Annotated in this window: 15 protein-coding genes; 9 read left to right on the forward strand and 6 right to left on the reverse strand. The window is 63.8% G+C overall.

Features of this window, described 5'->3' with window-relative positions; translation table 11 throughout:
- Positions 1 to 8: 8 nt before the first annotated feature.
- A complete protein-coding gene (locus MYCSP_RS16030; RefSeq protein WP_083013552.1) occupies positions 9 to 1,547 on the forward strand; it encodes an acyl-CoA synthetase in 1,539 nt (512 codons plus the stop codon).
- A 119-nt stretch (positions 1,548 to 1,666) separates the two neighbouring features.
- Entirely contained in the window at positions 1,667 to 1,858 is a 192-nt protein-coding gene (locus MYCSP_RS16035; protein WP_070910083.1) for a PASTA domain-containing protein, read from the forward strand.
- A gap of 11 nt (positions 1,859 to 1,869) precedes the next feature.
- Here the strand turns inward: MYCSP_RS16035 and MYCSP_RS16040 are convergent, their stop codons facing one another.
- Positions 1,870 to 2,466: a TetR/AcrR family transcriptional regulator gene (locus MYCSP_RS16040; protein ID WP_070909776.1), complete on the reverse strand. Its 597-nt coding sequence runs from the start codon at positions 2,464 to 2,466 to the stop codon at positions 1,870 to 1,872.
- A 138-nt stretch (positions 2,467 to 2,604) separates the two neighbouring features.
- Between MYCSP_RS16040 and MYCSP_RS16045 the strand changes: the two genes are divergently transcribed.
- Complete coding sequence (locus MYCSP_RS16045) at positions 2,605 to 3,519, forward strand: SDR family NAD(P)-dependent oxidoreductase (RefSeq protein ID WP_088414317.1); 915 nt, start codon at positions 2,605 to 2,607, stop codon at positions 3,517 to 3,519.
- A 48-nt stretch (positions 3,520 to 3,567) separates the two neighbouring features.
- Positions 3,568 to 4,017, forward strand: a complete 450-nt coding sequence (locus tag MYCSP_RS16050) for a pyrimidine dimer DNA glycosylase/endonuclease V (RefSeq protein WP_083013663.1) — start codon at positions 3,568 to 3,570, stop codon at positions 4,015 to 4,017.
- Between the two features lie 4 nt (positions 4,018 to 4,021).
- Here the strand turns inward: MYCSP_RS16050 and MYCSP_RS16055 are convergent, their stop codons facing one another.
- From MYCSP_RS16055 to MYCSP_RS16065, 3 genes are all read right to left on the reverse strand, one after another.
- On the reverse strand, positions 4,022 to 4,939 hold the full coding sequence (locus tag MYCSP_RS16055) for an SDR family NAD(P)-dependent oxidoreductase (protein WP_083013664.1): 918 nt from the start codon (positions 4,937 to 4,939) through the stop codon (positions 4,022 to 4,024).
- A gap of 236 nt (positions 4,940 to 5,175) precedes the next feature.
- Complete coding sequence (locus tag MYCSP_RS16060) at positions 5,176 to 6,048, reverse strand: P1 family peptidase (RefSeq protein ID WP_088414319.1); 873 nt, start codon at positions 6,046 to 6,048, stop codon at positions 5,176 to 5,178.
- A gap of 26 nt (positions 6,049 to 6,074) precedes the next feature.
- Positions 6,075 to 6,824 (reverse strand): SIR2 family NAD-dependent protein deacylase, encoded by a 750-nt coding sequence (locus MYCSP_RS16065; protein ID WP_083013554.1) that lies wholly within the window; start codon positions 6,822 to 6,824, stop codon positions 6,075 to 6,077.
- Positions 6,825 to 7,116: 292 nt separating this feature from the next.
- Between MYCSP_RS16065 and MYCSP_RS16070 the strand changes: the two genes are divergently transcribed.
- Both MYCSP_RS16070 and MYCSP_RS16075 read left to right on the forward strand, forming a co-directional pair.
- On the forward strand, positions 7,117 to 8,160 hold the full coding sequence (locus MYCSP_RS16070; protein ID WP_083013555.1) for an acyltransferase family protein: 1,044 nt from the start codon (positions 7,117 to 7,119) through the stop codon (positions 8,158 to 8,160).
- 138 nt (positions 8,161 to 8,298) lie between these two features.
- Positions 8,299 to 9,213, forward strand: coding sequence for an MBL fold metallo-hydrolase (locus MYCSP_RS16075; RefSeq protein ID WP_083013665.1), 915 nt, complete (start codon positions 8,299 to 8,301; stop codon positions 9,211 to 9,213).
- Here MYCSP_RS16075 and MYCSP_RS23160 read toward each other — a convergent pair.
- Positions 9,207 to 9,371 (reverse strand): hypothetical protein, encoded by a 165-nt coding sequence (locus MYCSP_RS23160; protein ID WP_157886193.1) that lies wholly within the window; start codon positions 9,369 to 9,371, stop codon positions 9,207 to 9,209. The two genes, MYCSP_RS16075 and MYCSP_RS23160, sit on opposite strands and share 7 nt — an antisense overlap.
- A 147-nt stretch (positions 9,372 to 9,518) precedes the next feature.
- Between MYCSP_RS23160 and MYCSP_RS16080 the strand changes: the two genes are divergently transcribed.
- Together MYCSP_RS16080 and MYCSP_RS16085 are read left to right on the forward strand one after the other, a co-directional pair.
- Complete coding sequence (locus MYCSP_RS16080; RefSeq protein ID WP_083013556.1) at positions 9,519 to 9,887, forward strand: SpoIIAA family protein; 369 nt, start codon at positions 9,519 to 9,521, stop codon at positions 9,885 to 9,887.
- Between the two features lie 145 nt (positions 9,888 to 10,032).
- Positions 10,033 to 10,557, forward strand: coding sequence for a hypothetical protein (locus tag MYCSP_RS16085; protein WP_083013666.1), 525 nt, complete (start codon positions 10,033 to 10,035; stop codon positions 10,555 to 10,557).
- A 21-nt stretch (positions 10,558 to 10,578) separates the two neighbouring features.
- On the opposite strand, the gene MYCSP_RS16090 is transcribed toward MYCSP_RS16085, so the two are convergent.
- Positions 10,579 to 11,397 carry an N-acetylmuramoyl-L-alanine amidase-like domain-containing protein gene (locus MYCSP_RS16090; RefSeq protein ID WP_234809088.1) on the reverse strand — a complete coding sequence of 273 codons (819 nt, stop codon included), beginning with the start codon at positions 11,395 to 11,397 and terminating at the stop codon, positions 10,579 to 10,581.
- A gap of 285 nt (positions 11,398 to 11,682) precedes the next feature.
- Here MYCSP_RS16090 and MYCSP_RS16095 point away from each other — a divergent pair, with 285 nt between their 5' ends.
- Complete coding sequence (locus MYCSP_RS16095; protein ID WP_083013667.1) at positions 11,683 to 11,985, forward strand: WhiB family transcriptional regulator; 303 nt, start codon at positions 11,683 to 11,685, stop codon at positions 11,983 to 11,985.
- Positions 11,986 to 12,143: the final 158 nt, after the last annotated feature.

Genomic DNA, 12,143 nt, shown 5'->3' on the forward strand with positions numbered 1-12,143 from the left:
CCTCGTCCGTGTATCCAGGTACCCACGCCGCCCAATTCCCCGACAAGCCCGCCGTGGTGATGGCCGACTCGGGAGCCACGCTCACCTACGGGCAGTTGGACGAGCAGTCCCGCCGGCTGGCGCACTTCTTCCAAGATTCGGGACTGCGCAAGGGCGATCACATCGCCATGCTGAGCGACAACGTTCCGGAGGTCTTCGTCGTCTACTGGGCGGCGCTGCGTTCGGGGCTGTACATCACCATGGTCAACCATCACCTGGCCCCGGCGGAGATCAGTTACATCATCAACGACTCTGGATCCACGGCGCTCGTCGCCGCCGCCGGTGTGCGTGAACAGGCCGAGGCGGTTCTCGACGACATCCCCGCGGTCAAGGTCCGCCTCGCCCTGCGCGGCGACATCCCCGGCTTCGATTCCTACGAGGACGCCCTGGCCGGCACGTCGGCCGAACCCCTCCCCTCTCAACCGGCCGGATCGGACATGCTCTATTCGTCCGGAACCACCGGCCGCCCCAAGGGAATCAAGATTCCGCTACCGGACCGGCAGGTAGATGAACCGGGTAGCCCGTTGATGCTGTTCGCCCACTTGTACGGCTTCGATGCCGACACGGTGTATCTGTCGCCGGCGCCGACGTATCACGCGGCGCCGCTGCGATTCTCCGGTGTGGTCCAGTCGATGGGCGGCACGGTCGTGGTCATGGATCGCTTTGACGCCGAGGGAGCGTTGGCCGCGATCGAGAAGCACCGCATCACCCATAGCCAGTGGGTGCCGACCATGTTCGTACGGATGCTCAAGCTACCCAAAGAAATACGGTCGCGTTACGACGTGTCTACGCTGAAGGTGGCGATCCATGCGGCCGCTCCCTGCGCTATCGAGGTCAAACAATCGATGATCGATTGGTGGGGCCCGATCCTGTACGAGTACTACTCCTCCACCGAGGGAAACGGCGTCACGTTCATCGACAGCGCGACCTGGCTCACGCGTCCGGGGTCGGTCGGCAGTCCCGCGCTCGGGGTGCTGCACATCTGCGACGAGGAAGGCTCCGAGCTTCCCACGGGCCAGGCCGGGCTGGTGTACTTCGAACGCGACGAACTGCCGTTCTCGTACCACAACGATGCCGAAAAGACCCGCAGCGCTTTGCATCCCGCCTATCCGACGTGGACGACAACCGGAGACATCGGATACGTCGACGACGACGGTTACCTGTTTCTCACCGATCGCAAGGCGTTCATGATCATCTCCGGCGGCGTGAACATCTACCCCCAGGAAATCGAGAACGCCCTGGCGCTGCACCCCGCGGTGTTGGATGTCGCCGTCATCGGTGTACCCGATGCCGAGATGGGCGAATCGGTGAAGGCGGTGGTTCAGCCGGCGGATCCGTCGGCCGATCAGGAAGCACTGGCCACCGAGCTCACCGCGTTCCTGCGCGAGCGCATTGCCCGGTACAAGGTGCCCCGCAGCTTTGACTTCACCGACGCCCTTCCGCGCACTCCCACCGGTAAGCTGGCCAAAGGACTGGTGCGCCAGAAATATTGGGAGGGGGCTCGATGAGAACGGTGACCGCGATCTGTATTGCCGCGGGTGTGCTGGCGGGATGCTCGACTCCCGCCGCGCAGGAAGGGACGTCAAGCCCGCCGAGCACCACCACCCGAACGGTCCAGCCGGGTGTGATGCCCGACTTGGTGGGGCTGGCCTGGGCTGAAGCGAATCCCTTGCTGCGCAAGCTCGGCCGGGTCAGCGTCGCGACCAAGGATGTCCCCGTGGACGACCCGAGCAAGAAGGCGCGCATCGTGACGCAGGATCCCGCCGCCGGGGCCCATCTCGATCCGGGCGCGAAGATCACACTGACCTTCGGAGCCTAAGCGCGGTAATACTATTCGAGTACCGCCGGCGGCAGGCTTTTCTTGAGTAGATCGATGATCCAGTCGGGCGACACCTCGTCGTCGACCAATCCCTCGATCGCCACCCCCTTGGCGAGTGCGAGTATGGCGCGAGCCAGGGTGTCCGGTGGCACCGGCAACGGGTTTCCGCTTTCGGCCTCCAGATGCCCGAGCAGGGCGGACAAAGCCTGCCTGGCCATCTGGTCTCGGGCTGCCAGCTGCTGACGCAATTCCGGATTGGCCCGGCCCGATAGCGCGACCTCAGACTTGAGCAACGCCCACCGGCGATCCCCCATCGACTTCGTCAACCAGGTCTCGAAACGTGTGAAGCGCTCGGATGGCGCGTCTGTGGCCACCACCATAATTTCTTGGAACTGGTCCTGCGTGTGCCTGTCAAGAACGGCGAGCGCCAAGTCCTCCTTGCTCTTGAAGTTCGAGTACAGAGCGCCGCGGCTGAACCCCGCCGCCTCGGCCACCTGATCGGTGGACGTCGCCGCATAGCCGTTCTCCAGATACAGCTGGGTCGCCGAATCGATCAGCTTGGCGCGCGTCAGCTCCTGCGACTCCGTGCGACTGAGGCGTTTCGACACGAGCTCAATGTACCGACCACCACCACGCCAGCAGGGGTGATACCCGGCCCTTGACACGAGCCTCCGGGCTTGAAATGCTCACCGCATTCAAATACTGATTGTATTTGGATGCATAGAGTTCACTCAATGAGGAGGGTCATGAGCGCGTATTCAGATCGCCCCGTCGCCGGTTCACGAATCGTTATCACCGGCGCCACCAACGGCATTGGGAAGGAAATCGCCCGAGCGCTGGTTCGGCGCGGAGCGCTGCTGACGCTGGTTCGGCGCGGAGCGCTGCTGACGCTGCTGGCGCGCGATCCCGTCAAGGCGTCCGAGACCGTCCGCGAACTGGCGGCCGAGAACGGAGCGGCATCCGAACCCGAGTTCATCCAGGCCGATCTGGCCGATCTCGATTCGGTACGTGCGGCCGCCCACGAGATCGCCGAGACGCACCCCCGCATCGACACGCTGGTGAACAACGCCGGCATTCACTCCCTGTCCAGCAAGCCCAGCACCGATGGATACGACCTGATGATGGCGACCAACCACCTGGGGCCGTTCCTGTTGACCAATCTGCTGCTCCCGGCGATCACCGCAGCCGAGCGGGCACGGATCGTCATCACGGCGTCCGAGGCGCACAGATCGTGGCCGCGCATCGAAGTGGACCGATTCGCAGAGCCCCGCCGCTACCACGCGATCGGCTCCGAAATCCGGTACGGACAGTCAAAACTGATGAACATCCTGTTCACCCAGGAACTGGCGCGGCGCCTGGAGGGCACCGGGGTGACGGTCAACTGCTTCTGCCCCGGCATGGTTTCGACCGGGCTGGTTCGGGACAGTCGCATTCTCACCACCGCGGCCGGTCTGGCCTCGCGGACGCCTTTCGTGCGGCGCCCCGATCAGGGGGCCCGGATGGGTATCCGATTGGTGCTCGACGAGGATCTCGTCACCACTACCGGACAGTTCTTCACCTCGACCCCCGGTTTGGGCCTGCTGCCCGCCGTCCGGATCCGCTCGAATCAGCAGACGCAGGAGGATCTGTGGCGACGATCGGGCGAGTTGGTGAATCTGTAGGGCCGTGTCCGCTTGGCCACCGCCGCCGTCTTCGGGTACAGAGAAGGCATGCGACTGTGGTCTTTGCATCCGTGCAACCTCGATGCCAAGGGCCTGGTCGCCTGCTGGCGAGAAACCCTGTTGGCGCAAAAAGTATTGCAGGGTCGCACCCGTGGATACCGCAACCATCCGCAGCTGGACCGGTTCAAAACCTTGGAGCAGCCACTCGCCGGGATCGGCGCGTACCTGGTCGGCCTCGTCGATGAGGCCAACCGGCGCGGGTATCGATTCAACCGCGAACTCATCGATGTGCCGGCGACCGTTTCCGAGCCTTTGATCGATGTTCATGGCAAGCAGCTGGACTACGAGCGATGGCTATTGGATACCAAACTGGTGCAACGTGATCCGTCACTTCTCGTGGCCGACAACCCGCTGAGGCTACGCCCGCATCCCGTCTTTCGTCCGGTACGCGGCGAGATCGAAATCTGGGAAAAGGTGCTGCCCTCCTACCCCTCGTGAGGTGTTACCGGCCGGCCAACGTGGCCGCGTACAGCGTGAGCTCGTCGCTTACGTTGTCGATGGTCGCGGCGCGGTCGGTCTCCATCGCTGCCGCGAATCGGTCACGCACCTCTTCGACGGTGAGCCGCGACGAGGTCACTCCCTGTGTCTCACCGAGGAAGACCCGCGCGAATCGCCCGCCGCCGGCGCTGAAACTGACGCCGGAGCACGGCACGTCCTCAGACACCAGGAACGCCGCAACCGGCGCCACCGCAGCAACCGGGAACGTCTCGCGAAGCCAGCTGAGCGTCGGCTCGGGCATGTTTTCCACCATGCGCGTGAATCCGACCGGCAGCAGTGCGTTCACCTTGATGCCGTAGGCCGGTCCCGCAAGCCCCAGATTGGTGGTCATGCCGATCATCCCGGCCTTCGCTGTCGGGTAGGTGCAGGCCTCTCCCTGCCCAAACATGCTGCCGGAGGAGATGTTCAGGATGCGCCCGTATCCCTGGTCGACCATCGCCTTCCACGCCGGGCGCAACACGTTGAAGGGCCCGAGCAGCTGAACGCCGAGAACGGTGTCCACATCCTCGTCGGTGAGTTCGCCAAATGTCTTGATGGGCCCCACGATTCCCGCGTTGTTGATGACGACGTCCACCCGTCCCCAGGCCTCCAGCGCGGCGGCAACGATGGCGCGCCCGCCGTCTCCGGTGGCGACGGTGTTGGTGTCGGCGACGGCTTCACCGCCGAGCGCCCGGATTTCGGCGACGACAGAATTGGCCGGGTTGTCGGAGTTCCCGGTGCCCAAAAGCTCGTCGGGCGATCCGATGTCGTTGACGACGACCTTGGCGCCGCGACTGGCCAACAGCAGGGCGTACTCACGCCCGAGCCCGCCGCCCGCACCGGTGACGATTGCCACCCGCCCGTCGAATCGAATGTCATTCATGCGCTCTCCCGGGTAAACACGCACGCCTCCATCCGGATTCATCTCGACGCTGAGCTGAATCCCCGCCTCGGTAGATACGTTATCGGAAATAACGAATTAAGCGCAAGGGTTATCTCCGATGGAGTGCCGATCGTGTCACGGCCGCGCGAGATCACTCGCCAGTGCCCGACTCTGAGCGACAAATGGCCCCGTCGGCGGGGGCTGTCGCGCATAGCCGGGCACCTCCGGGTGCGCTCTCAGGCCCCGCGAATGGCCCGTGCCACGGCGTCGAGCGCCATCAGCCGCACCACGTCAACGTGAGCAGGAACCTGCCCCGTTGCGGCGGCAACAAACGCGTCACCATCGAATCGCGTGTGCGGCGGCGAGATAGACCGCGACAACCCGTCGTGTGCACCCTGGCTGACGATGTGACAGCCGACCTTGTCCAACTGCGCGTTGGTGATGATGACGCCGATTGTCGTGTGCTGGCGCGAATCACCGAATCCGAATACCTCCGACAGCGCTGCCACCGCGCCCAGCGACACCTCCTCGCCGCCATGGTCGATATCGCCATAGGCATTGACGGCTACCAGGGCTCCGACGATCACCCCTTGGGCAACCACCTCGGCGTATCGCATGCCGCCGTGTTGCCGTCCGGCCGGTCCGCGCCAATGCGAGGTATAGGCGCCGGTGCCTGCGCCGACTCGGCCGATCTCGAAGTGTGGCCCGCCGACGGACGCCCGCGCAGCGCTATACCCTTCACTTGCACCGGGCCGAACGGATGCCTCTCCCACCGCCAAATCGAAGAGCGCGAGCGTCGGGATCACCGGGACGAGCCCGCCAGACGTGGGGACTCCCCTACCCACCTCCTCGAAGAACCGCATGGCGCCGTCTGCGGCCGCCAGCCCGAATGCGGAGCCACCCGTCAGTACCACCGCGTCGATCGCGAGGACAGATTTGTCGGGGGCCAGCGCGGCGAGCTCTCGTGATGCCGGCGCACCACCACGAACCTCACAGGATGCGCACGTGCCCGGCGGCAGGGAAACAACAGTGCAGCCGGTCTCCGCCGCTTCGTTGGTCCAATGGCCCACGCCGACCCGTGGGATGCCGATAGTTCGCGTGTTTCCCATACGGGCCGACGCTACTCAGGCCGCCCCTAGAGTGACAGCGCATCGACGAGCGCGGGCAGCGCGGTGGCCGCGGTAGCGCGCCAGACCAGATCGGCGCGATCGGACAGATCGGTCTCCTGCGGGTTGATCTCGACGACGGTCGCGCCGCGACTCAACGCCAGCTGCGGCAGTCCCGCCGCCGGATACACGATGCCGGAGGTACCGATGAGCAGCATCAGATCACAGTTCTGCGAGTGCGCGACGGCGTCACCGAATTCGACCTCGGGAAGCATCTCCCCGAACCACACGATGCTCGGCCGGACCTTTCCGCCACAGTCACATTCGGGCGGCGCGACCCGCTCCGATTCCGGGGCGGCCACTGCCACGTCGTAACCGGTCCGACACGCGTCGCAATGTGATTTGAGCAGGCTGCCGTGAACATGCGTGACGTTCGTACTGCCGGCGCGTTCGTGAAGGTCGTCGACATTCTGGGTGACAATCCGAACATCGCGGTGAGATCCCCACTGCGCCAACGCACGGTGTCCGTCATTGGGCTGCACGGCCAGTAGCTGAATGCGCCGATTCTGGTACCACGCCCACACCAGCCCCGAGTCCTCCTGCCACGACTCGGGCGTCGCGAGCGTCATCGGGTCGTACTTCGACCACAATCCGGTCTGAGCATCACGGAACGTGGGCAGTCCGCTCTCGGCGGACATACCGGCGCCGGTGAGCACCGTGACAGTACGCGCCGTCGACGCGGCGGCAACCAGTTCCTCGGGGACCTGCGTCTGCTTCATCGGATGAATTCTCACCCAAAGTGACCACCCACGACGAAAATGGGCGTTCCCCAATTATCGAAGCGCGAAATCGGCGTGGGTGATCTTGATTGGGCGTATGGTGCGCTCATCAAGATCGCAAGGGGGCCGATATGGCTGCACCAGGTTGGTATATCGGTCCGCCGGGCAGATTTGCCGCGAACCACGCGCGTTAGTTGACGAGGCCCGGGCTGGCACAGCGGGCGCAAAACTTCACGGCATTGTCGGTGGCGCCACCTTTCGGGTGAGCACCCCAATCTTCACGGGGGGTCACATGACTCTCGGGCAGGCATTCGATCCTCGGCGAAACGCGCTCAACGCCTGGCGACTTGCATTGGCAACAACTGTCATTCTGTGGCACTCCTGGCCGCTCACCGGTCATCGACTGCCGTTTCCAGCCTACGAAGGGTTGCTTGCACAGGTAGGAGTCGACGGATTCTTCGCGCTCTCCGGCTTCCTCATCACCGCCAGCTGGATGCGCAACCCCAATCTGCGTGACTACTTCATCGCCCGGGCGTTGCGCATCTTCCCTGGATTGTGGATATGCCTGGCCATCACCGCATTCGTCATCGCGCCGGTCAGCGTCGCGATCCAGGGCGGCTCGGCGGCAGCCCTGATGGGTTCCCTCAAGCCACTGGAGTACTTCCTCAACAACGCCGTGCTGAATGTGTTCTACGCGGGGATCGACGGAACGCCACGCGACATCCCGTGGCCGGGCATCTGGAATGGGTCGATCTGGACACTCATCTTCGAGTTCGTCTGTTACATCGCGGTGGCCGCCTTAGGCGTGCTGGGAATGCTGAAGCGGCGATGGGTCATTCCGGCCGCCTTCGTGTTGTTCCTTTGTGCCGCAGCATATTTGTCGTACCCGGTGTTCGCGATGGAGACCATTCCTCAGATGGTGGCGCGGTTTGCGCTGATGTTCGCAGCCGGAGCATTGCTGTATCAGTATCGCGACGTGCTTCCCGCGCGCTGGTCACTCGTCGCGATATGCGTTGGCGTTCTGACACTCTCCGGACTGACCTCCAACTATCGAGTCATTGGCGCCTTGCCGCTCGCATATGTCGTCATCATCTCCGGCGCCCTCATCCACGATGAACGACTCACCCTGCGCAACGACCTGTCTTACGGGGTGTACATCTACGCGTTCCCCATCCAGCAGTTGTTGGCCGTTGCCGGGCTCGCCGACCTGAAACCGTTCGTGTTCTTCTTGATTGCTACTGCCGTAACTCTGCCGCTGGCCGCACTGAGCTGGTTCGTCGTGGAGAAACACGCGATGTCGCTCAAGGCCAGGTTCAGGCGCACCCCTGCGCCCTGACGTAAACAGTTGTCGTCTGACGCGTCGGTGCACCGGGCCCGCCGCGGACTACGGACTTCCAAGGGTTCGCATCGCTGAATGGGCGGCCACGCTGATCTTGATCCGCAATACAGCCCACACAGCCAGCAGGAGAAAATCATGACCTTGGACCACACCACCCACCTCGGCGGCCTTGGCGTCGACGAGTTGGTTCCGTCGCGCTACGCGGTGGATGTCGGCGACATCGAGGTGCTGGTGATCAGCGACGGGGTGCTGCCGATCACCGCCTCGACCTTGGCCACCAATGTCGAGGCGGCCGAGCTGGCCTGCTGGCTCGACGGGATGTTCCTGCCGCCCGAGGTGGTCGACTGGCCTCTGAATGTGGTCGTGGTCCGCAGCGCAGAGCAGACCATTCTCGTCGACGCCGGGCTGGGGCTGGAGTTCCCTGACTTCCCCAGGGCCGGGCAGACGGTGATGCGACTGGAGGCCGCGGGTGTGGATCTCGCCTCGGTGACCGACGTAGTGCTCACCCACATGCACATGGACCATGTCGGCGGACTGCTCTCTGCAGGATTGAAGGACCGGCTGCGTCCGGACCTGCGGGTCCATGCGGCGGCCGCGGAGGCCGAGTTCTGGGAGGCACCGGACTTCTCCCACGCCGTCATGCCGGAGCCGATTCCGGACGTGCTGCGCAGGGTCGCCACCCAGTTCCTGGCTGACTACCGCGGCCAGCTGCGGACGTTCGAGACGGAGTACGAGGTTGCGCCCGGCGTGCTGATCTCGCGCACGGGCGGTCATACCCCCGGTCACAGCGTGGTCCGCCTGGAGTCGCGCGGAGAAAAATTGACGTTCGCCGGCGACGCGGTATTCGCTCCCGGGTTCGACAACCCCGAGTGGCAGAACGGTTTTGAACACGATCCGGAAGAAGCGGCCCGCGTGCGCGTTCGTCTCCTGCGGGAGCTGGCGTCGACCGGTGAGGCGCTGGTGGCCACTCACCTACCGTTCCCGTCCGTCTGCCATGTGGCGACAGCTGGCAACGCCTTCCGGTGTGTACCGGCCACCTGGGACTACTGATCGCCCGCCGCTGAAGTGGCGCGTGTGACGGCGAGGTCTCGCGCGCCCTCCAGCGGCGGCACGATGGCCCGGTTGAGGAAGCGCATGAGCGGCGGTGCCAGTGGCCGATACAGCGGGGCGACGTCGGCGCCCATCCCATCCGGTACACGATGCGGCAATTGTTGTCGTCGACCGTCTCGAAGCGCACACGCTCCACGAATGCGGTGAAAACATTGAGGCAGAGTGCACATATCCCCTTACGCATCGGCCGCGGTTGTGGTCCTCTTGCAGTGGCAGTCATGCGCCAACCCGAACGAGGAGCGACGATGATCGAAACACTGACGGACATGCCGAAGGGAGTCGTCGGATTCCGCGTATCCGGCCGCTTGGCGGGCGAGGAGTTGCGCGAGTTCGCACCGAGCATCGAACAGTCCCTGAAGACCGACGAACTGCGCATCGTCGAGGTCATTGCGAGCGACTACGAGGGCTTCGGCCCGGGCGGGCTGGCCCAAGACCTGAAGCTGGGCTTCGGGATGCTCTTCCAACACCATTCGGCCTTCACGAAGATCGCGGTGGTGACCGACAAGGAATGGGTGGCGCACACCCTGCACGCGTTCGCATGGATGATTCCCGGTGAACTCGCCCTGTTCGGGCTCGACGAGCTGGACCGCGCGAAGGCCTGGGCCGCGAGCTGAGCGCGCAGGCAGAAGTCGGGTAGTGCACTACTCGCGCCCACGCCCTCCGATGACCCATACCGTCGCTTCACCAACGTTGGCCGAGCAATAGTCAATGGTCCTGCGCTGGAACGGTATTCATCCGGCTGCGAAAGGCGCGTGCACCATGGTCCTCATTCCGAATTTCGAAAGTCAGTCACACTTCTTCACCCCGGTGGCATTGGCGGTCAACGAGCAACCGCCTGCCTCTATCGCCGATCAGCGCTTCGTTTTCCAGACGAACGGCGTCGCTGTCGTCAACATGCCCGGACAGACCACCGTGGACTGGTCACGGGATCAAGCGTTGATCTCGCCGAACATGAGCGACGCGTTCAAGGCGATCACGACGCGGCACAACATCCCGATACCGGCCGGAACCTTTCCGTGGTTCCAGGTGGACAGCGCCATCCCCTTCGCCACCTTGAGCTCCATATTCGATCGGCACGAGGCGATCGATGCCGGATTCGCCGTCGACCGTTGGCGTTTCCGGACTCGGACCGGCACCGGGCCGCAGCCCGGTCAGAGGTTCCAAAGCCTGTTCGATGGACTACTCGTCGATCTGGCCGTGCGCGACAGCGACGCAGTGTTGCACCGAATCAGTTACAACATCACGGTGCAGGGCCGAATCCGGTTCGTCACCGGCCTGACCTAATCGATCCGTGGCGACCCGAGATCAACGCGGCCGCAGAGCGACAATCCCTGGAACGGTGCCGAGATACTCCCTCAGTGGCGTATCGACGACCTGGTTGTTCGCCCGCAATGACGAGGCGTTGCGCAGCACCGGCCCGGCCGGCGTGTGCAGGAAGATTCCCACATGCGTGACGTCGAGCCCGCCGGCCGTGGCGTAGGCACCGAGATAGTCGCCATCACGAAGATTCGCGATGACACCATCCGAGACGCGAGCACTCGGTATGTAGACCACCGTGCGTGACCGTGGCGGAAGTCCGGGCAGATAACTGTCGCCAGAGTCCTTCAGGTTGAGCATCTTGGCGACCTGCTCCGTGGGTGCCCCGAGGCTCGCCGTCACATCGGTGGCATTGATTGGTGCATCGGCGGCCCAATCCGTGAAGAAGTGCCGGCGCTGCGTGAAGCTGACGTCCCCTCCGCGATAACGGATCTGGGCAAGCTGGGCGAGGAAACTGGCGCGATCACCGGACCGCTTCAGCGCCTCCACGTAATCGGCATACGTGAAGCAGTCCACGCGTGTGAGTTCTACGACCAACTGTTCGGGGACCGAGGCCGATCCGATCAAGGTATTAGCGCCGTAGGGCACATGCAGAAAGAGGCCCGAGACCGCGGCACTGAGCTGCCCGGGATTGTCGGAACCAAGGCGATTTCGCTCGGCCAACAGCTCTTGCAGTCGGCGTTCATTAGCCGGACTGATCTGCGCGGCATCGGCTGAAGCAACAGGAGATACACACAGCGCACACATCAGCGCGAGTAATCCGAACAGGTCCAGAGCTCGGCGCATCGTCCGTGTCACAGCCCACATCATCACACAATCAACCGCCGGTCAGGCGAGCTAGGTCTTGCACCGCAGGAGCATTCGTCCGGTAGATGAGCAAACGCCGAGAAGACCCGTGTGGGCATCACCTGATGTGCGTTGTGCTGCAGTTTATGCACGGGTTGTGCACTTTTCGGCGTCGGCGAGGCGAACGGACACGGACGGAAGGTTGATTTCATTGGCGCAACAACTAATTCACACCAAGGCAACCAACCCGTGTGAGGTTTCCGTCAAACAACACTCACGGTGGCGGACATATCGGGAAGGATCTGCGTGGAGGATGTTCGGGTAGCCGAAGCAACGGCTCTTAGCGCGGGGTTCACATGGCAGCTGCGGGGTGCGTGTCGGAACGTCAACCATGATCTGTTCTACTCCGACGACGACGAACGCCCCATCGAACGAAGGCTCCGGGAACAGCACGCCCGCGAGGTATGCCGAAGCTGCCCCGTGACGACGCTCTGCCTTGAGTACGCCCTGGAGATCGAAGAACCGCACGGGATGTGGGGCGGGATGTCGGAGGCCGAACGTCAACGGATCCGCCTTCGTATCGCCGCGAGAAAGTCCGTGTTCCGCTGACCGATTGACAGTGGCCACAATCCGCACCATTGCCTACCTCTAAAACGCAGGTAGCCAACTACTCACGCCGCGCGTCCTCCTGCGGCTGAAACTTGCAGGGTCCATTGGGAATTGCGCACGGCGCAACCCCTGCAGATGCCATCAAGCAATGGAGGAAA

Source organism: Mycobacteroides saopaulense (assembly GCF_001456355.1).
Lineage (GTDB): Bacteria > Actinomycetota > Actinomycetes > Mycobacteriales > Mycobacteriaceae > Mycobacterium > Mycobacterium saopaulense.